Annotated in this window: 26 protein-coding genes and 1 tRNA gene; 10 read left to right on the forward strand and 17 right to left on the reverse strand. The window is 61.7% G+C overall.

Annotation, left to right across the window (positions count from 1 at the left end):
* Positions 1-94: 94 nt before the first annotated feature.
* The 5 genes from Q8L89_04885 to Q8L89_04905 all read right to left on the reverse strand — a co-directional run bounded on the left by Q8L89_04885 (position 95) and on the right by Q8L89_04905 (position 5581).
* Positions 95-1432, reverse strand: coding sequence for a DEAD/DEAH box helicase (locus tag Q8L89_04885; GenBank protein ID MDP1708383.1), 1338 nt, complete (start codon positions 1430-1432; stop codon positions 95-97).
* A 322-nt stretch (positions 1433-1754) separates the two neighbouring features.
* On the reverse strand, positions 1755-2234 hold the full coding sequence (gene coaD / locus Q8L89_04890) for a pantetheine-phosphate adenylyltransferase (protein MDP1708384.1): 480 nt from the start codon (positions 2232-2234) through the stop codon (positions 1755-1757).
* Between the two features lie 69 nt (positions 2235-2303).
* Positions 2304-2900, reverse strand: coding sequence for a 16S rRNA (guanine(966)-N(2))-methyltransferase RsmD (gene rsmD / locus Q8L89_04895; protein MDP1708385.1), 597 nt, complete (start codon positions 2898-2900; stop codon positions 2304-2306).
* Positions 2872-4206, reverse strand: coding sequence for a pitrilysin family protein (locus Q8L89_04900; GenBank protein MDP1708386.1), 1335 nt, complete (start codon positions 4204-4206; stop codon positions 2872-2874). Before Q8L89_04900 ends, rsmD begins: the two co-directional genes overlap by 29 nt.
* Complete coding sequence (locus Q8L89_04905; GenBank protein MDP1708387.1) at positions 4193-5581, reverse strand: pitrilysin family protein; 1389 nt, start codon at positions 5579-5581, stop codon at positions 4193-4195. Before Q8L89_04905 ends, Q8L89_04900 begins: the two co-directional genes overlap by 14 nt.
* A 58-nt stretch (positions 5582-5639) precedes the next feature.
* Here Q8L89_04905 and ftsY point away from each other — a divergent pair, with 58 nt between their 5' ends.
* The 4 genes from ftsY (at position 5640) to rpoH (ending at position 9365) form a co-directional block, all read left to right on the forward strand.
* Positions 5640-6638 carry a signal recognition particle-docking protein FtsY gene (gene ftsY, locus Q8L89_04910; GenBank protein ID MDP1708388.1) on the forward strand — a complete coding sequence of 333 codons (999 nt, stop codon included), beginning with the start codon at positions 5640-5642 and terminating at the stop codon, positions 6636-6638.
* A 41-nt stretch (positions 6639-6679) separates the two neighbouring features.
* Positions 6680-7348: a cell division ATP-binding protein FtsE gene (gene ftsE / locus Q8L89_04915; GenBank protein MDP1708389.1), complete on the forward strand. Its 669-nt coding sequence runs from the start codon at positions 6680-6682 to the stop codon at positions 7346-7348.
* Positions 7345-8385: a permease-like cell division protein FtsX gene (gene ftsX / locus Q8L89_04920; GenBank protein MDP1708390.1), complete on the forward strand. Its 1041-nt coding sequence runs from the start codon at positions 7345-7347 to the stop codon at positions 8383-8385. Before ftsE ends, ftsX begins: the two co-directional genes overlap by 4 nt.
* 113 nt (positions 8386-8498) lie before the next feature.
* Positions 8499-9365, forward strand: a complete 867-nt coding sequence (gene rpoH, locus Q8L89_04925; GenBank protein MDP1708391.1) for an RNA polymerase sigma factor RpoH — start codon at positions 8499-8501, stop codon at positions 9363-9365.
* Here the strand turns inward: rpoH and bioD are convergent.
* From bioD to bioB, 5 genes are read right to left on the reverse strand one after another with little or no spacing between them, the layout of a single operon-like run.
* The gene (bioD, locus tag Q8L89_04930) at positions 9362-10042 is read right to left on the reverse strand and encodes a dethiobiotin synthase (GenBank protein ID MDP1708392.1); all 681 of its coding nucleotides are present in this window, start codon (positions 10040-10042) and stop codon (positions 9362-9364) included. The genes rpoH and bioD overlap by 4 nt on opposite strands.
* Positions 10039-10932: a malonyl-ACP O-methyltransferase BioC gene (bioC, locus tag Q8L89_04935; protein MDP1708393.1), complete on the reverse strand. Its 894-nt coding sequence runs from the start codon at positions 10930-10932 to the stop codon at positions 10039-10041. The genes bioD and bioC overlap by 4 nt, the downstream gene beginning before the upstream one ends.
* A gap of 1 nt (position 10933) precedes the next feature.
* Positions 10934-11701 (reverse strand): pimeloyl-ACP methyl ester esterase BioH, encoded by a 768-nt coding sequence (bioH, locus tag Q8L89_04940; protein ID MDP1708394.1) that lies wholly within the window; start codon positions 11699-11701, stop codon positions 10934-10936.
* Positions 11688-12857 carry an 8-amino-7-oxononanoate synthase gene (gene bioF / locus Q8L89_04945; protein ID MDP1708395.1) on the reverse strand — a complete coding sequence of 390 codons (1170 nt, stop codon included), beginning with the start codon at positions 12855-12857 and terminating at the stop codon, positions 11688-11690. The genes bioH and bioF overlap by 14 nt, the downstream gene beginning before the upstream one ends.
* Positions 12854-13816, reverse strand: coding sequence for a biotin synthase BioB (bioB, locus tag Q8L89_04950; protein MDP1708396.1), 963 nt, complete (start codon positions 13814-13816; stop codon positions 12854-12856). The genes bioF and bioB overlap by 4 nt, the downstream gene beginning before the upstream one ends.
* Before the next feature lie 29 nt (positions 13817-13845).
* Between bioB and Q8L89_04955 the strand changes: the two genes are divergently transcribed.
* The gene (locus tag Q8L89_04955; protein MDP1708397.1) at positions 13846-14574 is read left to right on the forward strand and encodes a ComF family protein; all 729 of its coding nucleotides are present in this window, start codon (positions 13846-13848) and stop codon (positions 14572-14574) included.
* On the opposite strand, the gene Q8L89_04960 is transcribed toward Q8L89_04955, so the two are convergent.
* The 6 genes from Q8L89_04960 to thiS all read right to left on the reverse strand — a co-directional run bounded on the left by Q8L89_04960 (position 14571) and on the right by thiS (position 18425).
* Entirely contained in the window at positions 14571-15311 is a 741-nt protein-coding gene (locus Q8L89_04960; protein ID MDP1708398.1) for a BPSS1780 family membrane protein, read from the reverse strand. The two genes, Q8L89_04955 and Q8L89_04960, sit on opposite strands and share 4 nt — an antisense overlap.
* Positions 15312-15340: 29 nt before the next feature.
* Positions 15341-15916 (reverse strand): hypothetical protein, encoded by a 576-nt coding sequence (locus Q8L89_04965; GenBank protein ID MDP1708399.1) that lies wholly within the window; start codon positions 15914-15916, stop codon positions 15341-15343.
* Between the two features lie 371 nt (positions 15917-16287).
* Positions 16288-16974, reverse strand: a complete 687-nt coding sequence (trmB, locus tag Q8L89_04970; GenBank protein MDP1708400.1) for a tRNA (guanosine(46)-N7)-methyltransferase TrmB — start codon at positions 16972-16974, stop codon at positions 16288-16290.
* Between the two features lie 3 nt (positions 16975-16977).
* Positions 16978-17790 (reverse strand): thiazole synthase, encoded by an 813-nt coding sequence (locus Q8L89_04975; protein ID MDP1708401.1) that lies wholly within the window; start codon positions 17788-17790, stop codon positions 16978-16980.
* Between the two features lie 26 nt (positions 17791-17816).
* Positions 17817-18209, reverse strand: coding sequence for a DUF302 domain-containing protein (locus Q8L89_04980; GenBank protein MDP1708402.1), 393 nt, complete (start codon positions 18207-18209; stop codon positions 17817-17819).
* 15 nt (positions 18210-18224) lie between these two features.
* Complete coding sequence (gene thiS / locus Q8L89_04985) at positions 18225-18425, reverse strand: sulfur carrier protein ThiS (GenBank protein MDP1708403.1); 201 nt, start codon at positions 18423-18425, stop codon at positions 18225-18227.
* 172 nt (positions 18426-18597) lie between these two features.
* On the opposite strand from thiS, the gene Q8L89_04990 reads away from it, so the two are divergent.
* The 3 genes from Q8L89_04990 to sixA all read left to right on the forward strand — a co-directional run bounded on the left by Q8L89_04990 (position 18598) and on the right by sixA (position 20077).
* A tRNA-Gly gene (locus Q8L89_04990) sits at positions 18598-18671 on the forward strand.
* Between the two features lie 84 nt (positions 18672-18755).
* Positions 18756-19577: a sterol desaturase family protein gene (locus tag Q8L89_04995; GenBank protein ID MDP1708404.1), complete on the forward strand. Its 822-nt coding sequence runs from the start codon at positions 18756-18758 to the stop codon at positions 19575-19577.
* Positions 19574-20077 (forward strand): phosphohistidine phosphatase SixA, encoded by a 504-nt coding sequence (gene sixA, locus Q8L89_05000; protein MDP1708405.1) that lies wholly within the window; start codon positions 19574-19576, stop codon positions 20075-20077. Before Q8L89_04995 ends, sixA begins: the two co-directional genes overlap by 4 nt.
* 54 nt (positions 20078-20131) lie before the next feature.
* On the opposite strand, the gene Q8L89_05005 is transcribed toward sixA, so the two are convergent.
* A complete protein-coding gene (locus Q8L89_05005; GenBank protein MDP1708406.1) occupies positions 20132-21229 on the reverse strand; it encodes a porin in 1098 nt (365 codons plus the stop codon).
* Positions 21230-21455: 226 nt separating this feature from the next.
* On the opposite strand from Q8L89_05005, the gene Q8L89_05010 reads away from it, so the two are divergent.
* Together Q8L89_05010 and phoB are read left to right on the forward strand one after the other, a co-directional pair.
* Positions 21456-23234 (forward strand): GGDEF domain-containing protein, encoded by a 1779-nt coding sequence (locus Q8L89_05010; GenBank protein ID MDP1708407.1) that lies wholly within the window; start codon positions 21456-21458, stop codon positions 23232-23234.
* 69 nt (positions 23235-23303) lie between these two features.
* Positions 23304-24008 (forward strand): phosphate regulon transcriptional regulator PhoB, encoded by a 705-nt coding sequence (gene phoB, locus Q8L89_05015; GenBank protein ID MDP1708408.1) that lies wholly within the window; start codon positions 23304-23306, stop codon positions 24006-24008.
* Positions 24009-24022 lie beyond the last annotated feature (14 nt).

A 24022-nucleotide genomic window follows, 5' to 3' on the forward strand; every position in this document is an offset into this window, starting at 1 on the left:
GCCCTGCAGGGCGCCATTTCACTGTAGTCAGAGGCATGAAAAACGGGGCTTGCGCCCCGCTTTTCATGCCGGTGGAACCGCCAGCGCCTGGCTATCAGGCACGTGCCCGGTCATTGCCGCTGCGGCCGCCGGGGCGGCTGGCGGGGCTTTTGAAATGGTGACCGGTCTTGCCGCCACGACCCTTGGCGAAACCCGGCTTAAAGCCAGCCTTGCCCGCTGCAGGCTTATGCGTTTTTTGACCATTGCCTCGGCTCTTGCTGCGGTGCGGCGCAGGGCGGGAGGCCCTGGATTCCGGCACGCTGGGCTCAAGGCCCGGCACCACCTGCCGTTCCAGCCGGTTGCCTGTGAGCCGCTCTATGCCCGCCAGCTTGCCCCAGTCCTGCGGCCCCACCAGCGACGCGGCGGTGCCAAAGGCCCCGGCGCGGCCGGTGCGACCGATGCGGTGCACGTAGTCCTCGGCCACCATGGGCAGGTCGAAATTGATCACGTGGCTGACGCCCTTGATGTCCAGACCGCGGGCGGCGACATCGGTGGCGACCAGTACCTTGACCGTGCCCTGGCGCAACCGCTGCACGGTACGGTTGCGGGCGCCCTGCTGCATGTCGCCGTGCAGGGCCGCGCAGGCATGGCCATCGGCCGACAGGGAATGCGCCAGCTCATCCGCCGAGCGCTTGGTGGCGGTGAAGACGATGGCCTGACCCAGTTCCTTGGAGCACAGGATATGATCCAGCAGGCGGCGCTTGTGGCGCACGTCGTCGGCCTGATGCATGCGCTGCGTGATCTGGGCATGCTGAGCCTGCGCCCGGGCCACCTGGATGCGCGCGGGGTCTTTCAGCAGCCGCTGCGCGAGCCCGAACACCTTGCCTTCCAGCGTTGCGGAAAACAGCAGTGTCTGACGTTCCGCCGGCGTGGCCTTGCTGATCTGCTCGACCGGCTCGATAAAGCCCATGTCCAGCATGCGATCCGCCTCGTCCAGTATCAGCAACTCAATGCGCGAGAAGTCTACGCGGCCACGCTCCATGTGGTCGATCAGGCGACCGGGGGTCGCCACCAGAATATCCAGATTCTCACGCAGCATGCGCTCCTGCGCGGGATAAGGCGCGCCGCCAACGATGGCGCCTACGCGCAACGGGGCGAACTTGCTGTAGCGTTTCACGGCGTCGAGCACCTGCGCCGCGAGCTCGCGGGTCGGGGTCAGGACCAGCACGCGCGGCCCGCGGCCCTTGCGTGGCGCGTTGCTGATCAGGCGCTGCAGGGCGGGCAATACAAACGCCGCCGTCTTGCCGGTGCCGGTCTGTGCCGAGGCCATCAGGTCGCGACCTGACAATGCCACCGGAATGGCCTGGCTCTGGATCTCGGTCGGTGTGGTGTAGCCGCTGGCCTCAATGGCGCGCAGCAGTTTTGCATCAAGATTCAATGTTTGAAATGACAAAATAGTATCCTCATCCGCCGTCCACGCGCGGACTCAAAAGAAAATAAACCAATACGTAACAGATTGCGCAAAGACAATGAATGCGCAAGCACACGAGGCGCGCCTTCAACCCGGAGGGCGTGACCGTTCGAAAACTGTTAGGGGCGGGTGCCGCTGTGGCTGGGGCTAACCGCCAGGTTCCTTTAGTACGTTGCTAATCAGGAAACCTGCGGTACAAAAAACCGGAGAGAGATCAGAAACGCGTATATGTACTACGGTGTTGCGGAGCGCAGTATACACGAATCGCCCGCCCTGCGATAGCGGGCGATTTGTCTGGCGGTGGTCAGCGGGGTTTGGTCGTGAGTGCGGCGCGTACGCTCTCGTGCACAAACCCGGACACATCCCCACCCAGGGCGGCGATCTCGCGTACCAGGCTGGAAGAGATGTAGGCATATTGCTCTGCCGGCGTGAGGAACAGGGTCTCCACCGTGGGTGCGAGGCGGCGGTTCATGCCGGCCAGCTGGAACTCGTGCTCGAAGTCCGACACCGCCCGCAGGCCGCGCAGGATCACCTGCGCGTCGCGCGCCTGGGCGTACTCGACCAGCAGGGTGTCAAAGCCGCAGACCTCCACATTGGGCAGCCCGGACAACACCAGCCGCGCCAGCCGGATGCGTTCATCCAGATCAAACGCCGGGCGCTTTGTGGGGTTGGCCGCCACCGCCACAATCACCGTGTCGAACAGCCGTGCGGCACGTTGTACCAGATCGCTGTGGCCGTGGGTAATGGGATCGAAGGTGCCGGGGTAGATTGCAGTGATGTTCATGGGTTTTGCACGCCGCTTGGGGGCAGAGTCAGCATCATAGCGCCTTGCGACGCCGGCACCAAGGGGTGCTCAGGCCTGTTTGATGGCGAGGTGATAGCTCGCCTGCCCGGCATTTTTGCTGCGTACGACGCGCCAGTCGAGGGCCAGCATGTCGAGGGGCAGGTCACGCTCGGTTTCGAGGTAAATGTACGCCCCCGGCTTGAGCCAGCCGCTGCGTCGCAGCAGGTCACAGCAGGGTGCGAGCAGGTTTTTATGATACGGCGGATCGAGAAAGACGACATCGAAAGCCTGCTCCGGCGCCGTCTGCAAATAGCCGAGCGCACCGGCATGGATGATCTGGGCGCCGTTCGCCCGCAGGGTGGCGAGGTGGTCGTGCAGTTGCGATACCACGGCGGTATTGTTGTCGACCATGACCACGCTGTCGGCGCCGCGCGACAGTGCCTCAATACCCAACGCACCGCTGCCGGCGAAGAGATCGAGGCAGCGTGCGCCTGCGATCATGGGGGCGAGCCAGTTGAACAGGGTTTCGCGCACCCGGTCGGATGTCGGGCGCAGACCCTCAGTGGCCGGGAATTCCAGCCGCCGCCCGCGCCACCTGCCGCCGATGATGCGCAGACGGTGAGTGCCCGACGCGGGCTTAGGGTAACGCTTCGGCCGCGCCGCCACCCACCACCACCGTTATCATCCTTTCAGGCTGCACGCGCCGCTGGAAGGCGTCCTTGATCTGCGCCAGCGTGACCGCTTCCACGTGCCGTGAATAGGTATCGAGAAAATCGAGCGGCAGATTGTAAAAGCCGATCAACGCCAGATACTCAACCAGCTTGGCATTGCTGTCGATGCGCAAGGCGAAGCCGCCGGTAATATTCTGCTTGGCGGACTGCAGCTCACGCGCCGTGGGGCCTTGCTCGGTAAAGGTGCGCAGGGTATCGCGCAACACCTTGAGTGCCTCTCCGGTTTGCTCGTTGCGTGTCTGCAGGCCGAGCGTGAACGGGCCCGCTTCGCGCAACGGCAGAAAATAACTGTAACTGCTGTAGGACAGCCCGCGCTTCTCGCGGATCTCATCCGACAGGCGTGACACCAGTCCGCTGCCACCCAGAATGTGGTTGCCGACCAGCAACGGGAAATAGTCGGGGTCGATGCGGCGCAGGCCCGGCTGCCCCATGAGTATGTGGGTCTGGACGGAAGGATGAGCGATCTCGATCGTGCGCGCGGCGGCCAGTGCCTCCACCGTGGGCAGGGGGGGTGCAGGCTCGCCTGCAGGCAGGCCGGCCATCAGTGTGTCTACGACTGCATCGGCCTCACTGCGCGACAGTGCGCCCACAATTGCGATGACGGCGTTGCGTGCCACGTAGTAACGTTTGTGGAACGCGACCAGGTGATCGCGTGTGAGCAGATCGAGGCTGGCTTCGGTGCCTGCCTGTTCGGTGGCGTACGGATGGGTGCCATAGAGCGCACGGTAAAAGGCCTTGCCTGCGATATCGCCGGGGGACTGCGCCTGCGCGCGCAGGGCCACGCGGGTGCGATCGCGTTCGCGCTCGAAGGCTGCTGCCGGGAAGCTGGGTCGTTGCAGCAGCAGGGCGAGGGTGTCGAGTGCGGGTTGCAGCACGGCAGGCCGGGTCAGGCTGCGCAGGCGCACGCTGGCCGTATCACGATCCACACCCGCACCAAACTGGGCGCCGAGACTGGCAAAGCGGTCAGCGATTTCATCGGCGCCCAACTCGCCGCCAGCACTTTGTGCGCCGTCATTCAGCAGGTTACTGGTGAGCGCGGCCAGTCCCGCTGTCGTGTCATCGTGTGCACTGCCGGCATCGAACAGTACCCGTACATCCACCATGGGCAGCTCGGGCGCCGGGACGAAGTAAACCCGCGCGCCGTTTTTTGTTGTCCAGTGCTGAATCTCGGGTGCGGCAAATGCCGCGACATTAGCCAGCGCAAGCAGCGCGAACAAAAGGGCGTGCTTAATGGATGGCATTGTGGCCTCCCGCTGTACCTGATGCGGCGCGCGGCTTGTCGGGATCAAGTGGCAAGGGTTCGAGCACGGCAACGGTGAGGCGATCCTCGATCAGATATGTGCGCGCCACCTGCCGCACCTGTTCAGCCGTGACGGCATTGATATTGTCTACATAACTGTCCAGCAGGCGCCAGTCGAGACCCACGGTTTCCAGGGTACCGATCCGCATCGCCTGACCGAAGACGGAATCACGCTGATAGACATCGTTTGCTACAACCTGGGTCTTGATGCGTGCCAGTTCGGCTTCACTTGCGACAGTTTCCTGCAGCTGTCTGATCTCGCCGCGCAGGGCCTGCTCCAACTCCTCTATGGTGTGGCCGCGGGCGGGTGTGCCATCGATCAGAAACAGGTCGGAGGCGCGTGCGGTGAGCCTGTATCCGGCGCTGGCGCTGGCGGCGATCTGCTGGTCGCGCACCAGATGTCTGGCGAGCCGGGCGCTGTCGCCGCCCGAGAGCAGCGCCGACAGCACTTCGAGCGCGTAGGGTTCCCAGGCGGCATCAGGGCGGGCGGACTTCAGCACCGGCACCGGATACCCCATCAGCAGATACGGCAGTTCGGCGGGCGCTTTTACAGTAATGCGGCGCTGGCCGGTCTGCGCCGGTTCGTTGCGTGGCTTGAGCGCGGGAATCGATGCGGGCTTGAGTGTGCCGAAATGTTTTTTCGCCAGCTTCAATACCTGCTCGGGTTCCACATCACCCACGACCACTACGGTCGCATTATTGGACGCATACCAGGTCTTGTACCAGGCCTTGAGATCGTCGATATGCAGATTCTCCAGATCATCCATCCAGCCGATGACCGGGTTGCGGTAGGCGCTGTTATAAAATGCGGCGCCATTGAACTGCTCGTAGGTGAGTGACTCGGGATCGTCGTCGGTGCGCAAGCGGCGCTCCTCCATGACCACGCGCACCTCCTTGGCGAATTCTTCCTGCTTGAGCAGGAGGTTGCGCATGCGGTCGGCTTCCAGCTCAAAGCTTACCGGCAGGCGGCTTTTCTCCAGTTGCTGGTGATAGGCGGTGTAATCACGCCCGGTAAAGGCGTTTTCGCGCCCGCCATTTTCTGCAATGATGCGTGAAAATTCATTCGGCCCATGTTTGCGCGTGCCCTTGAACATCATGTGTTCGAGCACATGCGAAATGCCGGTGATGCCGCTGTGCTCGTAGCTCGCGCCCACCTTGTACCAGACCTGGGAGACCACCACAGGTGCACGATGATCTTCGCGCACGATGAGCTTGAGGCCGTTGTCGAGGAGGTATTCATGCGTGGCGGGAGCGGCTGCGTGTACCTGGACGCTGAGAAGCAGGCAGAGGCCCGCTACAATATACCTGTATATCATGTCAGCCCTGATGTTGAGTGTTGAGTGATAGGATAGCGCAATACGCGGAACAACAGCTATGACACTGAAAACCCTGCTTGGGTTCAAGAAAACCGCCAGCCCTGCCGCAGAAGCCGCGCCAGGTGCGCTGGCACGCCTGGGAAATGCGCTGACGCGCACGGGGCTGGGCGACTGGCTGGGGGGGTTGCGCGCTGGAACTGTCGCGGTGGATGCCGACTTGCTGGAGCTGCTGGAAGAACGACTGTTGTCGGCAGATGTCGGTGTCGAGGTGACAGAGAAGATCATGGGCCACCTGGGTACGCGTCTTGGGCGGCGTGAGTTGCGCGATGCAGGGGCGCTGGCGGATGCCGTGCGGGAAGAGTTGCTGGCCATTCTGCGGCCGTGTGAGCAGCCGCTGGTGATCGCGCCGGATGCGCGGCCCTTTATCCTGCTCATGGTGGGCATCAACGGCGCAGGTAAAACCACGACCATCGGCAAGCTGGCGCAGCAACTGCGGCGCGAGGGTCGCCAGGTGATGCTCGCTGCCGGTGACACCTTTCGCGCCGCCGCAGTGGAGCAGTTGCAGGCCTGGGCCGAGCGTAATCAGATGCCGGTGATTGTACCGCAGAGTGCGGGTGCCGATCCGGCGGCGGTGATTCATGATGCAGTAGAGGCGGCGCGCGCCCGCAGAGTAGATGTGCTGATTGCAGATACGTCCGGTCGCCTGCATACCCAGGCCAACTTGATGGAAGAGCTGAAAAAGATCAAGCGTGTTATTTCCAGGGCCGATCCTGCGGCGCCGCAGGAGGTGATGCTGGTACTGGACGCAGGCACTGGCCAGAATGCGCTGATGCAGGCGCAACAGTTCCATCAGGCCGTGGGGCTGACCGGCATTACGCTGACCAAGCTTGATGGCACGGCCAAGGGCGGCATCATTTTTGCGCTGGCGGAAAAAGTGGGTGTACCCATACGCTACATCGGCGTCGGCGAAGGTGCGGATGATTTGCGCGTGTTCAATGCCAATGAGTTTGTGGAGGCATTGCTTGAGAAACCCGGTGGCGAGAATATAAGCGGGTAAATAGCCATGAAAGTCATTTCTCGCTACTCGCTACTGTATGTATGATTCTGTTTAATCACGTTTCCAAGCGCTACCCCGGCGGGTTTGAAGCCCTGAGCGAGATCAGCTTCGAGCTCGGGCGCGGCGAGATGGCGTTTCTGACCGGCCACTCCGGCGCCGGCAAGAGTACGGTGTTGCGGCTGATCGCCTTGCTTGAGCGCGCCAGCTTTGGCCAGATCGTGGTGAATGGGCAGAATCTTTCCGGTATCAAGCGGCGCGGCCTGCCCTATTTGCGGCGCAGCATCGGCATGGTATTTCAGAGTCACAAACTGTTGTATGACCGTACGGTGTTTGATAACGTCGCCTTGCCGCTGGTGATCGCGGGTGCAGGCCGGGAGGATATTGCACGCCGCGTGCATGCAGCGCTCGACAAGGTCGGGCTGCTGTGCAAGGAGCGCGCTTATCCGGTAACACTCTCCGGCGGCGAGCAGCAGCGTGTCGGTATCGCACGCGCGGTGGTGCATCGGCCACCCTTGCTGCTGGCGGACGAGCCGACCGGCAATCTCGACCCGGAGTTGTCGCGCGAAATCATGAAACTGTTCCAGGAGTTCAACCAGTTTGGTGTAAGCGTGCTGGTGGCAACGCATGACCTGGAGTTGATCCGTCACTTGCCGCACCGCATCCTCACCCTGAAGGATGGGCATCTGGTAGCGGACAGCGCGACGCCATGATGCGCTTTTTTGCACGCCGTCGCAGTGGTGCGACACCGATACCACGCAGTCGCCCTGCCGGTCCTGCACCCACCATGGTACGCGCACATGAGCCTGCAGCGCGGCGGCAGAAGATGGGTGCGTTCTCATTCAGAAGCTATGCGGCGCAACACCTGCAGGCATGTTTTTACAGTCTGGGCCAGATGTGGCGTGCGCCGGTGGCAACGTTGATGACTGCTGTCGTAATAGGTATCACGCTGGCGCTACCTTCAGTGTCGTATCTCGTACTCGAACATGCGCAACAGCTGAGCGCAGGCTGGGGTGGTGGCCCGCAGATTACGCTGCTGCTCAGACAGGAGGTCAGCGATGATGCGAGTCGCGCGCTGGCCGGACGCCTGCGCACGTGGCCCGCAGTGGCAGAGGCGCACGCGATTTCGCGTGCCGAGGCGCTGCAGGAGTTTCGCCAGTTGTCGGGTTTTGATGCAGCACTTGATGCGCTCGGTGAAAATCCGCTGCCAGCGGTAATCGCGCTGCGCCTGGCTGCTGATTCTGCGGTGGATGCCAGCGCAATCCATGAACAATTACGGATGCTGCCTGAGGTTGACCGGGCCGAGTTCGAGGAGCAATGGCTCAAGCGACTGAATGCCATCATGCAGGTCGTTACCCGCGGCGTGTTGATGCTGGCGGGATTGTTTGCAGCGGCAGTGCTGTTCATCATTGGCAATACCTTGCGGCTTGGCATACAAAACCGGCGCGAGGAAATTGAGGTGGTCAAGTTGACCGGAGCCAGCGATGCCTTTGTCAGGCGGCCATTTCTATACAGCGGGATGTGGCATGGTACTTTGGGTGGCATCTGTGCCTGGGTCATGGTGGGCCTGGCGCTGTGGTTGATGCGCGCGCCTGTGCAACAGTTGGCCGGGCTGTACCAGAGTGATTTCAGTTTGGGCGGTCTCGGCTTCAACGTGACACTGGCGCTGGTAGCGGGAGGCGCTTTGCTGGGCCTGCTGGGCGCCTGGTTGTCGGTGGGGCGGCATCTGGCACACATAGAGCCGTCTTGAACCCCCGTGCTTGTTATAAATCTCTTTGATTAGGCTGAACTTTAACCTCGTTTTGGCACTCCTATTGTCAGGGTGATAAAATGAACCCATTAGAGTTCGCAGGGAGGAAGTCCATGGCCAACGACTACGCAATGCAGCTCGCGGTACCGGTGGGTAGCCTCGACCACTACATCCGCGCCGCCTACAGCGTTCCGATGTTGAGCGCGGGTGAGGAGCAGGCGCTGGCTACCCGCTACCAGCAGGAAGACGACCTTGAGGCCGCGCGCCGGTTAGTGCTTGCGCACCTGCGCTTTGTAATCTACGTCGCGCGGGGCTACAACGGTTACGGCCTGTCACAGGCGGATCTGATTCAGGAAGGCAATATCGGCCTGATGAAGGCCGTGCGCAGATTTAACCCCGAGATGGGGGTGCGTCTGGTGTCGTTCGCCGTACACTGGATACGCGCCGAAATGCACGAATTTATCCTGCGCAACTGGCGCATCGTCAAGGTGGCCACCACCAAGGCGCAGCGCAAGCTGTTTTTTAACCTGCGCAGCGCCTCCAGGCGCCTCGGCTGGTTTAGCAGCGAGGAGGTGAATGCCGTCGCCAAGGATCTGGGCGTGAGCGCCAGCGATGTGCGCGAGATGGAGTCGCGCATGAGCGGTCACGATTACGCCTTCGATGCCCACGCCGACGATGACGACAGTACGGCACAGTTTGCGCCCGCGGCCTATCTGCAGGATCTGCGTATGGAACCCTCTATGCAGCTGGAGCAGAGTGATTACGATGAAAGCCGCAGCGAACACCTGCAGCAGGCACTGTCCACGCTCGATGCGCGCAGCCGCGACATTGTCGAGCAACGCTGGCTGGGTGACGCCAAGGCCACGCTGCAGACGCTGGCGGATCGTTATCAGGTATCGGCCGAGCGCATCCGACAGCTGGAAAACAACGCCCTCAAGAAGCTGCAACGGGCGATCGTACCCACGGCAGCTGCGGGTTAAGGCAGAGACACTGCCGCGTTCAATGTCCGGCCTATGTGCTGGACGTCGAGCGCGGCGAGGTGGGGTAAGACGCCCAGCAGTGGTGCAGGGATGCGCTCACACAAGGCCGCAACATTCTCCGCAAGCCCGGCAAAGTCGGGGGTGATGCTGTTCGCGACCCAGCCCGCAAACGGCAAGCCCGAGCGCGCGATGTTCTCAGCGCTCAACAGGGCATGATTCAGGCAGCCGAGCCGCATACCCACCACCAGTACCACCGGCAGGCCCAGCTTCAGCGCGAGATCGGCGATGGTTTCCCGCTCATTCAGCGGTACGCACCAGCCGCCCGCACCTTCCACCACCACACAGTCCGCCTGCGCGGCGATGGCATCAAACAGGGTTTTGATGTGCGTGATGTCTATGTGCCGCGCCACACGCTGGGCGGCGATGTGGGGGGCGATGGGTGGTGCGTAGAGGTAGGGGTTGACCTGCGCATAGGGCAAGGCAATCACGGCGGCACGTTGCAGTCGCAGGGCATCATCATTGCGCAGCCCGGCCTCGGTGGCGACAGCACCGCAGGCCACCGGTTTCATCGCCGCCGTACGCACGCCGGTGGCGGCGAGCGCATGCAGCAGGCCGAGTGTTACCCAGGTCTTGCCGACGTCGGTATCCGTGCCGGTAATGAACAGGCCGCGCGTCACGGCGCTTTTCGCCCGCGCAGGCTGGCGAGCGGAACCCGGACGGTGCCATCGCTCGTCTCTTGTGGCGCTGCCTCAGGCGCCCAGGCATGTCCATACACCACCTCGTAGCTGGCGGGCAGCACGCCTTCGCGGCGAAAGCGTTCGTAGGCATTGCTGAAGTCCTGCAGGCGACCTTTGCCGGTGAGTCCGCGCGCGCGCCCGGCGGTAAGGTTGTGTGCGCCGATCAACTTGAGGTCGCGCATCAGCCGCTGTACGTCGGGATAGGTCAGCGTGAAATGCTCGACATCCATCACCGGTGTGTTGAAATGGGCGCGCACCAGCGCATCACCGATGTCGTGCATGTCGATGAAGCGGCTGACGTGGCTGTGTGCATCTACTTCGGCCCAACTCGCACGCAACTCTTTCAGGGTGTCGGGGCCGAAGCTGGAAAACATCAGCAGCCCACCCGGCTTGAGTGCGCGCCGCAATTCCAGCAGGGTGGTGTCGAGGTCATTGCACCACTGCAAGGCAAGATTTGAAAAAATCAGATCGGCGCAGCCCGCGCGCAACGGCAACGCATCGATGTCGGCACAGATGAGGGTTTGGCGTCGATCAATCCAGCGTTGCCAGAAGGGCGTCTGGCGGCGCGTTTCGAGCAACATGTTTTCGGCGATATCGAGAGCGATTAGGTGCGCGTCTTTATAGCGTTGTGCGAGGGCGCGGGTATGCAGGCCGGTGCCTGCACCGGCATCAAGTATCAGTGCCGGGGTAAGGCGCACGGCATCGAGGCGCGCCACCATGCGCTTGCCTACTTCGTGCTGCAGCAGGGCCGACTGGTCATAGTGGCGTGCTACGCGATTGAAGGCGCGCCGCACCAGTTGTTTGTCGATGTGATAGTCGGCGTCGTGCATGTCAGTGTGGCAAAAACATGTTGAGATCGTGCATGAAGGCTGCGCCATGCGAGAGAAAGGGCGCGTGTCCGGCGCCGGCGATCACTGATAACTGTGCCCGTGGTAGATGTTCGGCGAGGTGGCGCTGGGCGGCAGGTGGCGTCAGGGTGTCGCGCTCGCCTGCCATTACCAGCGTCGGGCAATGAATGGCAGCGAGGTCGCGGCGCAAGTCGCTGTCGCGCAGCAGCGCCAGCCCCGCGTTTAATCCCGCCAGGTTCGGCGTGCCCTGTTGAAGCAACAGGGCTTCGAGTTGCTGTTGTGTTGCACGCGCACCCTCGCTGCCACGCAGTTGCAGGGCGAGGAAGCGGCGCAGGGTGGTGTGGTGATCGGCCGCCAGTGCGGCATGGAATTCGTCCAGCACCTGCGGCGCTACGGCGTGTGGCCAGTCGGTGGTCTGGGTAAAACGGGGTGTGGCGGTGACCAGTACCAGACGGTTGACCTGCGCCGGATGCAGCAGCGCAACCTGCATCGCGGCCAGTGCGCCCAGCGACCAGCCGAGCCACGTCGCCTGTGCCGGCGCCGTCTCGGCCAGCGCTTGCGCCAGTGTCGCCAGTGTATACGGGCCGACGGGTGCCGGACTCTGGCCGTGACCGGGTAAATCTACCAGCGTGACCCGAAAGCGCGGTGTCAGTTGCGCAGCAGTCTCTTCCCATACGCCGCTGTGCAAACCCCAGCCGTGCAGCAGCACGAGGTCAGGCCCCTGTCCGGCGCAGGTGCTAAACAGTTGCATGGGGTGTGCAGGTTGCCGCCAGCGCGTCCAGCAACTGGTCTATGTGCGCTTCGCTGTGACTACAGGAAAGCGTGATACGCAAACGCGCCTCACCTTGGGGCACGGTCGGCGGGCGGATGGCGCTGACCAGGATGCCGCGTGCCTGCAGTTGCTCGCTGAGTGTCAGCGCGTGTTCCGCACTGCCAATCAGCAGCGGTTGGATTGGTGTCTGCGACGGCAGCAGCGACAGCTTCAGTTCAGCCGCACCCTGGGTAAAGCGCGCAATGAGGCGATGCAGTTGTTCGCGCCGCCACGGCTCGGTGTGTACCAGCTTGAGGCTGGTGCGGGTTGCTTCCGCGAGCGCAGGCGGCAGTGCCGTGGTGTAGATGTAACTGCGCGCCTGTTGAATCAGGGTCTCGATCAGTTCCGCACTGCCTGCGACGAAGGCGCCAAAGGTGCCGAAGGCTTTGCCCAGTGTACCCATCAACACCGGCACGTCGTCGAGATTCAAGCCCGCCTGCTCCAGTGTGCCGCCGCCGTGCGCGCCCAGCACGCCCAGTCCGTGCGCATCGTCCAGCATGAGTGGAATGTTGTGCGTACGCGCCAGTACGGCGAGTTGAGTCACAGGTGCGCTGTCGCCGTCCATGCTGAACACGCCGTCGCTGGCGATGAGTGCTGCGCTGCCGCCGCTTGCTACAATCTTTTTTTCGAGTGCGGTTGGATCCGTGTGTTTATAGCGTTGCAGGCGCGCGCCGGATAACTGTGCGGCGTCGATGAGCGAGGCATGATTGAGGCGATCCTGCAGCACCGTGTCGCCGCGCCCGGCGAGTGCCCCGATCACGCCGAGATTGGCCATGTAGCCGGTGGAGAACAGCAGTGCGCGCGGGCGCTGGGTGAAGGCGGCGAGCTCCTCTTCGAGCGCGTGGTGCGCACGGCTGTGGCCGCAGATGAGGTGGGCCGCGCCGCTGCCCACGCCGTAGCGTGCAGCGCCTGCCTGCAGGGCCTCGATCACCTGCGGGTGGTTGGCGAGGCCGAGATAGTCGTTGCTGCAAAAATTGAGATAATGCTGCCCGTCGCTGACGATCTCGGGGCCTTGTGGGCTTTCGATAATACGCCGCGTTCGGTAGAGGTGTTGTGCCCGGCGCTGCGTCAGCGTATCCAGTAATGCTTTTTTCAAGCCGGACACATCCCCAGCTTTTCCAGCAGCGCACGGTCGCGCTGTGCCTCGGGGTTGCCGGTGGTGAGCAGCTTGTCGCCGTAGAAAATTGAATTCGCACCGGCGAGAAAGCACAGCGCCTGCACGGCCTCCGGCATCTGCTCGCGCCCGGCTGACAGGCGCACCCAGCTCTTCGGCAGCGTGATGCGGGTGGCGGCGATGGTGCGCACGAATTCGAGCGGATCCAGCGCTTCCGTACCGTGCAGCGGTGTGCCTTCCACCTGCACCAGATTGTTGATCGGCACGCTCTCCGGCGGCGGGTCGAGACTGGCGAGTTGCGCGATCAGTCCGGCGCGTTCATGGCGTGACTCGCCCATGCCGACGATGCCGCCGCAGCAGACCCGCAGACCGGCGTTGCGTACCTTTTCCAGCGTATCGAGGCGGTCGTCGTAGTCGCGGGTGGAAATGATGCTGCCGTACATTTCCGGTGCGGTGTCGAGATTGTGGTTGTAGTAATCGAGGCCCGCCTGCTGTAACTGTTCGGCCTGGCCCTCGCGCAGCATGCCGAGTGTGGCGCAGGTCTCCAGCCCCAGCCCGCGCACGGCCTTCACCATTTCAAGCACCGGCGCGAGGTCTTTTTCCTTTGGGCCGCGCCACGCCGCCCCCATGCAGAAGCGGCTCGCGCCGTTCGCCTTGGCGGCCTGCGCAGCCTCCAGCACGGCCTGCAGCGGCAGCATGGCCTCGTTTTCCACGCCGGTATGAAAGCGCGCCGCCTGCGGGCAGTAGCCACAGTCCTCCGGGCAGCCACCGGTCTTGATCGACAGCAGGGTGGAGAGTTGCACGCTATTGGCGTCAAAGTGCTCGCGGTGTATGCTCTGGGCGCGGTAGAGCAGGTCGTTGAAGGGCAGGTTGAGCAGGGCTGCGATGTCTTGTGGCGTAGGTTTCATCAGGGTTGCACACTGGCAAGGTAGGCTTCGCATCATAAACGCTTGCGGGAGACTGTCAACCAATGGCACGGGACAGGGTAAACAGATGGCTAAAAAGTGTACACGCCTGGTTGCTGCCGCCAGTATGCGTATTGTGCGCGGCCCGGGGCGACGACGGACGCGATCTGTGCGCGGCCTGCCATGTGAGCCTGCCTTACACCACCACAGCCTGCGTGCGGTGTGCGTTGCCGCTACCGTCTGGCAGCGAGGGCCAGGAGTGCGGCGAGTGCCAGCGCCACACCCCGGACTATGAACGGGGCTACAGCCTGCTGCGCTATGAGCCCCCGGCAGACCAGCTCATACAGCGCCTGAAATTCAAGGCCCGCCTGCCGTTGGCGCGGTTGCTGGGAGAGTTGATGGCGGAGCAGCTGGCCCGGCGGCGCAGCCATGCCTGGCCGGAGTGCATCATCCCCGTGCCGCTGCACCGCACCCGCTTGCGTGAGCGTGGCTTCAATCAGGCGCTGGAAATCGCGCGCCCGCTGGCGCGTCGGCTCAACATTCCCCTGGATTACCGCAGCTGTACACGGGTACGCCATACCACTGTGCAGTCACTGTTGCCCGCAGCTGCGCGGCACAAAAACATCAAGGGCGCGTTTCAGGTGGCACGGCCCATCAAGGCCCGCCATGTGGCGCTGGTGGACGACGTAATGACCACCGGCCATACGCTGCGGGAGTGCGCCGCGACCTTGCGCAAATCCGGCATTGAACAGATCGAGGTGTGGGTGGTGGCGCGGGTGGCGCTGCGTGGCTAAGACAGCACTGCGTTGTCAGCAAACACCTCGCGATACGCCATGTAACCCGAGGCCACGGTCAGCGGCAGCAGCAGCAGCCAGCCGAGCATGAGCGGGATTGAGGCCAGCAGCGCCAGCACAATGTAGATCAGCCCGTAGACCAGAAACGGGGCCCAGTTGGCTGCCACCGCAAGAAAGCTGGCCTTGAGCGCTGCCACTGGCGCATGTCCGCGAAGGCACACCAGCGGCACCGCAAAGGCGTAGGCCATGAGCAACGGCAGGCTCAGCAGCAGTAGCAGCAGCAAGGCGGCGAGGCCGCCTTGCACGATGCTCAATATCATGGCAGGCGACATCTCGCCATGCGACATAATGTCGCCCATCAACACGCTGCCGATGACCGTGCCGCTGACTACGAGGCCGACCAGCACGGCGATGATGATCTCGGCACCGAGGAAAATCAGCCCCAGAACCAGCAGCGGCCGGGTGTGCTCACGCAGGCCGCTGAACAAGGTGTCGAAGCCTGCCTCCTGTCCGCGATGCAGGCGCTCGAGCGTGGTAAACAGACCGGCGACGAGTACCACCAGCATGATCAGGGCGGCGAGGCCACCCAGCAGTGGCACCAGATTCAGTGCAGCAAGGATCAGCAACAGTATGAGCGTCATACCCACCAGCAACCCCGGCCGCTGTATGAACAGTGTCCAGCCTTCGGTAAGCCACGTCACGCCGTGTTCAGCAGGTGCTGTTTGATGCATCGTCATGTCCTCCGTTATCCGGTGCTTAATTCAGGCTAACCAGTGTCGGTGACCAGCCGGCCCTTGTAGCCTATCGCCGCCGCAATACCGGTGAGCAGCAGGCCGAGCAGAATCAGCGACGGGCCGATATAGCCCACCGGGCTGACGAGCAACGCCTGTGCCCACGGCAGGCCGAGCGCCACCGCCAGATACAACAGGCCCGAGTGGCCGAGCGCGCCGACGATGAATACCCAACTGATGACCTGCTTGAACAGCAGAGGCACGGCAAGAAATCCGAGCACCAAGCCAACCACAATGTTTAGCAATGCCTCCAGGTTGCCGTGCGTGTGCGGCCCACTCTTGATGGCATCTACCGGTGCTTCGCTGTTGAGGTTGGCTGAGAGCGCGAGCAACGCAGCGGTGTTGGCCTTGGCGATCTGCTCCGCGCTCATCGGCTCAAGATCAACCTCGAAGCCGTTCGCCTCCGCCACCTGCAGTGCCCCCATCTCTTGCTGCTTGGCCGCCTCGGCTACGGCTACGTCACCGAAGTAATTCAGAATCATCACCGGCCCCAGCGCTGCGGTAAACACCAGATAGATGAAACCGAACACGATATTCTTTTTGCCGATCATGCGCCACCTCCGCCAGAATGATGCTGAAAGAATACATTAGCATGGAATGCTTTGGCACAGACACTGCGCGAGGTGCCGGAGCCGGCTGCTGGAAATACAGTTCTCGCCGGTGAGCTCCACGCGCTTGCGCGCGAGACCCCTCACGGCGTTCTTGCCGACGGCACAGCCCGCGTCCCGTAGATGGTTGTTGGTGATGGTCGCCTCGTCCAGGCTTGTGCTGTTCTATCCGGTAATACCGGCAGCGAGGCTGGCCACGTCGACATTGAAGGTGCCATTGTAGCGGGTAAGTGCCACCGCACTGCCGTGACTGTCCAGGCAGGGTGGGCGTCCTATTCTCGTTGCTGGCCAAGGCAGTGACGGCGTCGACTCCGCTAGCGACCGAGAAACATTAAGTCCCTTACGATCCGGCCCTCGCGTACCGCGCGCCGCTCAAATTTTGACAGTGGGCGTTCGCTGCGGTCGGCGTAGCCGCCGGACGGAGAGACATTGACGAGCCCCGGTACCGCATTCAGCACTTCAAGCATCTGTGCGGCATACTCTTCCCAGTCGGTACAGAGATGAAAGCGTCCGCCGCGCCGGAGTTTTTTTGCAATAAGTGCGGCAAAGGCAGGTTGCACGATGCGCCGCTTGTGGTGGCGACGTTTGGGCCAGGGATCTGGAAAAAACAGGTGTACTGCATCAAACGCGGCATCGGGCAAGTCCAGATGCAGCATCTCCACCGCATCGCCACACAGCACGTGCGCGTTACTGCTCTGCTGCTCTGCGAGCAATCGCAACAGGTTGCCAACACCTGGCCGGTGTACTTCGATGCCGAGATAGTCTTGCTCGGGATGCGCCTGCGCCATTGCGGCCAGCGCATCCCCCATGCCAAAGCCGATCTCCAGTACCCGGGGGGCGCTGCGTCCAAACAGCAGATCAAGGTTGATCGGCGCGCCGACGCACTCGACCCCGTAGTGGTGCCACAGGGTGTGTAGCGCGGTGCGCTGGGCAGTGGTGATGCGCCCCTGGCGCAGCACAAAGCTGCGCACCGGCCGGATATGCCCGGCGGTTTCCTTCACGGTCTAGAAAAACAGGCCGTCCAGCGGCGACGATGCGCTGGCGTACAGCCTGCGCGGCATGCGCCCGGCGCGATACGCCTCGCGTCCGGCCTCGACCGCTTTCTTCATCGCGCTGGCCATCAGCACGGGATCTTGTGCCGCCGCAATGGCGGTGTTCATAAGTACGCCGTCACAGCCCAGTTCCATCGCAATCGCAGCGTCCGATGCCGTGCCCACACCGGCATCCACCAGTATGGGCACCTTGGCGTTTTCGATGATGAGGCGGATGTTGTAGGGGTTACGGATGCCCAACCCGGAGCCAATGGGCGCCGCCAGCGGCATTACTGCCACACAACCCATGCCCTCCAGTCGTTTGGCGATGATGGGGTCGTCAGTGGTGTACACCATGACCTGAAAACCCTCCTTGATGAGGGTGGTGGCGGCCTCCAGGGTGGCGGTGATGTCGGGGAACAGGGTCTTCTCGTCGCCCAGCACTTCGAGTTTCACCAGCGTGCGGCCGTCGAGCAGTTCCCGCGCCAGACGGCAGGTGCGTACGGCGTCGGCGGCGGTATAGCAGCCCGCGGTGTTGGGCAGAATCGTGTAGCGGTCGGGCGGCAGCACATCCAGCAGGCTCGGCTCGTTCGGATGCTGGCCGATGTTGGTGCGGCGCAGTGCAACAGTGACTATCTCGGCGCCGCTGGCCTCCGTTGCGCGCCGGGTTTGCTCAAGATCACGGTATTTGCCACTGCCGACCAGTAGTCGCGAGCGGTAGGTTACGCCTGCGATAATAAGCGGGTCGTGCGTGGTGGGGGATACGGTGTCCGGTAGCGCACTCATGGTTGTATTTTCTATGGATGAGGGGATTACAGCGCGTTCAGCACGCGCTCCAGCCGTTGGCGGACTTCGCTCGCAACCTCGTGCACGGCCGGTTTATCCACCATGTCGAGTACGGCGTTGGGATCCATGATCTCGACCTGTACATTGCCGGCGGTATCCTCGCGTACCACCACGTTGCAGGGCAACAGCAGGCCTATGGAGGGCTCCGCCTCCAGTGCGCGGTGTGCAAGCGGCGGGTTGCAGGCGCCGAGGATGCGGTAAGGCGGCATGTCCTGGTTGAGTTTCTTTTTCAGGGTAGCGGCGACATCAATGTCGGTGAGTATGCCAAAGCCTTCCTTTTGCAACTCTTCGGTAGTGCGCGCTATGGCAGTCTCAAAGGCCAGGTTGACCGTTTTCCCAAATCCGTATTTGTTTTGCATGGTAATGTCTCCTGCTTAGCCGCCGCCAATGGCGTGTACGATTTCCACCCGGTCGCCGGGGCTCAAGTGTTGTGCCGCGTAGGCACTGCGCGGCACGATCTCACAGTTGATCTCCAGCGCCAGACGCTTTTCCAGCAGGCCGAGATCGGCAAGTAACTGATATGCGCTGTGGCCGGCGGAAACTTCGCGGGGTGCGCCATTGACAAATATCTCCATAAAATAACGTTGGGGCCTGCGGGATTACCCCGGCTGACACGGGCTGGAAAGTGACATAATTAAGACTGCCGTCTATTTTGAAGGGTTAGGGCTCGCGGTGCAATGGGTGCAGGCCTGCGGCGGGGCAGTTGTGCTAAGCTTTTACCCGGTTCAGTTTTCTGAGGCACAGGCCGCGGGTGTAGTTCAATGGTAGAACCTCAGCTTCCCAAGCTGATAGTGTGGGTTCGATTCCCATCACCCGCTCCAAATTACAACAGTAGCGAGTAACGAGTAACAGAGACATTCTTGTCACTCGCCACTCGCCACTCGCTACTCACTACTGTATTTAATATGGAAACAATCATACGCCTCGGCAGTTTTGCCGCCCTGTTTACCCTGGTCGCATGGTGGGAGACGCGCCGCCCGCGACGGCCATTGACCGAGCCACGCGCTGACCACTGGCGCACCAATCTCACCTTGCTGGTCACCGACGTATTGGTGTTGCGCTTCACGCTGGGCGCGGCAGCGCTGATGACTGCTGAGTATGCATTCCAGCATGGCTGGGGCTGGTTCAACAGCGTTGCCTGGCCGGGCTGGCTGGAGTTTGTGCTGGCGTTACTGTTGCTGGATTTCGCGCTGTATTTGCAGCATGTACTGTCGCATGCGCTGCCTGTGTTCTGGCGGCTGCACCGTGTTCACCATACCGATCTGGATTTTGATCTCAGCACCGGCGTGCGCTTTCATCCGCTGGAGATTCTGCTTTCCATGCTCTACAAGATGGCGGCGGTGGCGGCGCTCGGTGCACCGGTATGGGCGGTGCTGCTGTTTGAGGTGATATTGAACGGCGCCTCGGTATTCAATCATGGCAACGTGCATATCCCGGAAAAAATAGACCGCTGGCTGAGATTGTTTGTAGTCACACCGGACATGCATCGTGTGCACCACTCCAGCGTCGTGAACGAAACCAATTCCAACTTCGGGTTTTCCATTTCGGTCTGGGACAGGCTGTGCGGCACCTACCGCGCCCAGCCGGCCATGGGGCAGCAGGGCTTTGAAATCGGGTTGAAGGAATATCGTGCACGGCTCGGCTTCGGCGCCCTGCTCTGGCTGCCTTTTCGCCGTGCGCTGGGGCAGTACAGCCTGCGGCGGGACAGCGGCGACGCTGAGCCATGAAGCTGATGCTGATGCGTCACGCCGAGGCCGAGCCGGGCAATGCTTATGCCGACGATGCGTTGCGACCGCTTACGGCAGAAGGCAGTCAGACCCAGAAAAAAGTGGCGCAGGCATTAAAGCGCATGGGCATCCTGCCGGAGCGTATCTACACCAGTCCGCGTCTGAGGGCGCGGCAAACGGCGGAAATTACCGCGCAGGTGCTGGGGCTGGGTCATGTATTGGAAGAGAGCGCCGCACTGACAGGCGGCCACCCCGTGGGAGACCTGGTGGCGTTGCTGCGCGCATCCGCCGGCAGCATGTGCGTACTCTGTGTCGGGCACGAACCGGATATGAGTGCCTGGGCCTCCGCGCTGTTATGCCAGTCACCGGTGCTGCGTATCAAATTTGTGAAGAGCGGGGTGCTGGGGCTGAAGTTTGCGGGTGAAGTTGATGCGGGCGGCGGCGTGCTGGGCTATTTTTACCGCCCGCGGGATTTGCTGGCGCTGCTCGACGGGAAATAAAAAAGCGCGGACAGCCGTCAAGCTGTCCGCGCCAAGCCAAGGCAACGTGAGAACCTAGAAGTCGTGGTTGATGCCGACTGAAAACGTAGACAAATCCAGCCCGTTGGTGCTGTTCTTCACTGCGCCGCTGCTACCGCCCGTGCCCAGGCCATACTTCGCACCGCTTTCGTTATCGGTGCGGGCATACAGGGCGTAGACGCTGGTGCGTTTGGAGAGCGCGTGATCCAGACCCAGCACATACCAGTCCGCGCCGGTATCTCCGCCGGTGTCGTTGTCGCCTGCCCTGGCGTAAGCAATCTTGAGGGTGTTGGCGGCCATCTTGTGTGCCAAGCCGAGATACCAGGCGTTCCGATCCATCAAAGTCGCCGCGCCATCTTGAGATAAATCCTCGTATACGAAATTGATCTTGGTATTATCGTGATTGAAGGTGTAGCCGAGGCTGAGCGTCCATGCGTGGGTGTCGTAAATATGGGCACCCGTGGGCGGCGTGGTGGACGAATAAATAGAGCCGCTCAAGGTAGCCTCTTTTCTGTGCTGCTCATAGGCCAGACTGGCATACAAAGGGCCGTTTTCGTACACGCCGGCCAAACTGTAGCGGTCACGGTTGTTCGCGGCATCCTCGTCCACGCGGTAGGCGGCCAAAAACTGGAAACCGTTCATCTTCGGGCTCCAGTAGTTGATGCTGCTCGGCTCGCGCTCATTGAACGGCGTGCTCGCGCCGCTCACGTTGCCGATGATGGCGTTAAAGTCACCCATGCTGTCGCTCCAGATGTCGAGCTTTCCGGTGGCGAGCTTGTAGGCATTGTCGGTTACACCCAAAACCAGTGTGCCGAAGCCGCCCGCGAGGCCTAGGTAGCTGTTGCGTGGGGTGCCCAATAGCAAGCTATCACTGCCATCCATCGTAACCAGGGTTTCCATCTGAAAGACCGCCTTCAACCCATTGCCTAAATCTTCCACCCCCTTGAAACCCAGACGCGAACTGTTGCTGGAAACGTTGCTGGCGCTAGCCGTGCCGTTGTCTGTGATGTCCACGGAGGCGCGCGCCTTGCCGTAAACCTTGATGTTGTCCTCTGCCTGCGCCGCTGCGGCGGTGACTGCCAGTGCTGCGGCCAGTGAGATGGAAATAAATTTTCCGTATGTGTGCAGTTCCATTACATCCTCTCCCATGATTTTGCCGGTTTTTAAAAGGTCATCTTGAACGCGCAGGGTGTTTGCAAGCCCTGCTTGAATTGCGTAGGGCACAGACTAGGGAGGATTTGTTACACCCAGAAGAAGGACATGTTAAGACTTGTGTGGCACCGCCGCTGCTTGTATGCTGGAAAGAGGAGTGGGCGGCTGTCGACAAGTCCTTCGAGACAAAAAGGGGTGTTAGGAGCGCATGCGCGACGATCGGGCTCTTCATGACATTCTGGAGCACAGCCAGCTTACCCCCCTTTTTCAGCCTATCTGTTCACTGGTCGAGAACCGCATCTACGGTTATGAGGCATTAATCCGCGGTCCTGCGGAGAGTCCCCTGCACACCCCCACGGTACTGTTCGCAGACGCAACGAAATATGCGCGTCTGGCGGAAGCGGATCAGCGTTGCAGTCAGGTGTGTATTGAGGCCTGGCTCAGGCTCCAGCTCCAGGGCAAGCTGTTTCTCAACATCAATCCTGCAAGCCTGATGCAGCCCGGCTTCCGGGGCAGCGAAGCGTTGCACATGATGGGCCTCACAGGCGTGGTGCCGGATCAGGTTGTGCTGGAAATCACCGAGCACACACCCACGGGTGATTATGCCCTGTTGCGCGAGGCAGTTGTGCTTTACCGCTCCATGGGGTTTGAGATAGCCATCGACGATATGGGTACCGGCTATTCCAGCCTGCGCCTGTGGTCTGAGCTGCGGCCCGACTATGTGAAGATTGACATGCACTTTACGCAGGGCATGTACCAGGATCGCAGCAAGCGCCAGTTCGTGCAGTCGATCATGGAGATTGCCAGCGATCTCAACTGCAAAGTCATCGCCGAGGGCGTGGAAACCAGGGAAGATCATCAGGCGCTGTATGATGTAGGTGTGACGATGGCGCAAGGCTACTATTTCGCCCCCCCTGATGCCCTGCCCTCCATCGCGCTGGACACGCCAAGTCTTGCGCCGGAGCCGCCTGCTCACAGCGGTTATGTTCCCGGCCTGGCGCGTTCAGCGGTCGCCGCCACCCTCATCAGTCCGCGACCCACACTGGATCCGGATACGCCGGTGGAAGTGGCCGGTGAGCTGTTTCACGGCACACCGAATCTGAATGCATTGCCGGTCGTCAGGGGCGACATACCGCTGGGCCTGGTGCGTCGCACCCAGCTGATGAATGTTCTGGCAAGCCGGTATGGACGCGATCTGCACGGTAAAAAACCCGTGTCATATTTCATGGAACGCAGGCCGCTTATTGTCGATAAAAGCCTGCCGCTGGAAAAGCTGAGCAAGCTGGTTACCAGTGAAGATGATGTGTATCTCAGTGATGAATTCATCATTACCTCCAGGGGGCGCTATCTCGGCATGAGCACGATAGTGCAGTTGCTGAAGAAAATTACCGATCTACAGGTGCGCAATGCACGATACTCCAACCCGCTCACGTTGCTGCCGGGCAGCGTGCCCATCAACGAACGCCTTGACAGCCTGCTCAAAAGGCGCTGGGGCTTTGTCATGTGCTACTGCGACCTCGATAACTTCAAGCCATTCAACGATGCCTGTGGCTACAGCCAGGGTGACGAGGCAATCAAGCTGCTGGCACGCATCCTTGTGGATGCGGCGCACAGTCGCCATGACTTTGTCGGTCACGTCGGCGGCGATGACTTTGTCATAATCTTCCTGAGCCAGAACTGGCAGCAACGTTGTCAGGCAATCATCGACAGTTTCGCGGTCAAGGTGGTGGAGCTTTATGCGGAAGAGGAACGCACTGCAGGCGGGGTCTGGTCGAAGGATCGGCGTGGTAACAAGGTGTTCTTTCCGGTCATGACGCTGTCGCTCGCTGCAGTGGAGGCACCGCAGGGGCGCTTTGTGTCACATCACGAGATTGCCGCGCGGGTGAGTGAGATCAAGACGCAGGCGAAAAATATCGCCGGTAACAGCCTGTTTGTCGATCGGCGCCGCACCGACGGCGATGCCGGACAGTTATCGCTGATTGATTAGCACGCTGTAACACAACCGTCATCATTCCGCAGTGTAATGGCGCGTGCTTAAAGCCGGAGTAAACAGGGAATGACCAACCGCATACTGATAGTGGAAGATGAAGCAGCGATCAGCGAGATGATTGCGCTGTCACTTGCGCGCGCGGGCTACGCCTATGACATTGCGCAGGATGCAGAGCAGGCGCTCGTCGGCATCACCCGGCAGCCGCCGATGCTGATTCTGCTCGACTGGATGCTGCCCGGCATGAGCGGCATGGATCTGGCGCGCCGCCTGAAGCGGGAGGAAGCCACGCGCGCAATACCGATTATCATGCTTACCGCGCGCGGCGAAGAGGCGGACAAGGTCAGGGGGCTCGAGATCGGCGCCGACGACTATCTTACCAAGCCGTTTTCGCTGAGTGAGTTGCTGGCACGGATCAAGGCCGTGCTGCGCCGTACCGCGCCCCAAGCGACCGATGATGTGGTCGAAGCAGACGGTTTGCGCCTCGACCCTGCCAGCCATGTCGTGGCCAGTCATGGGCATGAGCTGGCGATGGGCCCCACCGAGTTTCGCCTGCTGCATTTCTTCATGAGCCACGCCGGACGGGTGTACAGCCGCAGCCAGCTGCTCGATCTGGTGTGGGGCAGCAATGTGTATGTCGGCGAGCGCACGGTGGACGTGCACATCCGGCGCCTGCGCAAGGTGCTGGAGCAGCATGGGCATGACACCCTGATCCAGACCGTGCGCGGTTCGGGCTATCGCTTCTCGCAGCCGATGAAGGCTACGGCGGTTTAACAAATCCCCCGGCC

It is taken from the genome of Gammaproteobacteria bacterium, assembly GCA_030680605.1.
Lineage (GTDB): Bacteria > Pseudomonadota > Gammaproteobacteria > SURF-13 > SURF-13 > JAQBXX01.

Bases quoted from the DNA above. Each gene is read 5' to 3' on its own strand.
- Q8L89_05005 (MDP1708406.1), bottom strand. From the start codon at position 21,229: ATGGAACTGCACACATACGGAAAATTTATTTCCATCTCACTGGCCGCA.
- Q8L89_04900 (MDP1708386.1), bottom strand. From the start codon at position 4,206: ATGCCATCCATTAAGCACGCCCTTTTGTTCGCGCTGCTTGCGCTGGCT.
- Q8L89_04960 (MDP1708398.1), bottom strand. From the start codon at position 15,311: ATGACGATGCATCAAACAGCACCTGCTGAACACGGCGTGACGTGGCTT.
- Q8L89_04995 (MDP1708404.1), top strand. From the start codon at position 18,756: ATGGAAACAATCATACGCCTCGGCAGTTTTGCCGCCCTGTTTACCCTG.
- bioH (MDP1708394.1), bottom strand. From the start codon at position 11,701: ATGCAACTGTTTAGCACCTGCGCCGGACAGGGGCCTGACCTCGTGCTG.
- bioB (MDP1708396.1), bottom strand. From the start codon at position 13,816: ATGCGAAGCCTACCTTGCCAGTGTGCAACCCTGATGAAACCTACGCCA.
- coaD (MDP1708384.1), bottom strand. From the start codon at position 2,234: ATGAACATCACTGCAATCTACCCCGGCACCTTCGATCCCATTACCCAC.
- rpoH (MDP1708391.1), top strand. From the start codon at position 8,499: ATGGCCAACGACTACGCAATGCAGCTCGCGGTACCGGTGGGTAGCCTC.
- ftsE (MDP1708389.1), top strand. From the start codon at position 6,680: ATGATTCTGTTTAATCACGTTTCCAAGCGCTACCCCGGCGGGTTTGAA.
- Q8L89_04905 (MDP1708387.1), bottom strand. From the start codon at position 5,581: ATGATATACAGGTATATTGTAGCGGGCCTCTGCCTGCTTCTCAGCGTC.
- Q8L89_05010 (MDP1708407.1), top strand. From the start codon at position 21,456: ATGCGCGACGATCGGGCTCTTCATGACATTCTGGAGCACAGCCAGCTT.
- sixA (MDP1708405.1), top strand. From the start codon at position 19,574: ATGAAGCTGATGCTGATGCGTCACGCCGAGGCCGAGCCGGGCAATGCT.
- Q8L89_04975 (MDP1708401.1), bottom strand. From the start codon at position 17,790: ATGAGTGCGCTACCGGACACCGTATCCCCCACCACGCACGACCCGCTT.
- Q8L89_04965 (MDP1708399.1), bottom strand. From the start codon at position 15,916: ATGATCGGCAAAAAGAATATCGTGTTCGGTTTCATCTATCTGGTGTTT.
- bioC (MDP1708393.1), bottom strand. From the start codon at position 10,932: ATGCACGACGCCGACTATCACATCGACAAACAACTGGTGCGGCGCGCC.
- ftsY (MDP1708388.1), top strand. From the start codon at position 5,640: ATGACACTGAAAACCCTGCTTGGGTTCAAGAAAACCGCCAGCCCTGCC.
- thiS (MDP1708403.1), bottom strand. From the start codon at position 18,425: ATGGAGATATTTGTCAATGGCGCACCCCGCGAAGTTTCCGCCGGCCAC.
- Q8L89_04980 (MDP1708402.1), bottom strand. From the start codon at position 18,209: ATGCAAAACAAATACGGATTTGGGAAAACGGTCAACCTGGCCTTTGAG.
- Q8L89_04955 (MDP1708397.1), top strand. From the start codon at position 13,846: ATGGCACGGGACAGGGTAAACAGATGGCTAAAAAGTGTACACGCCTGG.
- phoB (MDP1708408.1), top strand. From the start codon at position 23,304: ATGACCAACCGCATACTGATAGTGGAAGATGAAGCAGCGATCAGCGAG.
- ftsX (MDP1708390.1), top strand. From the start codon at position 7,345: ATGATGCGCTTTTTTGCACGCCGTCGCAGTGGTGCGACACCGATACCA.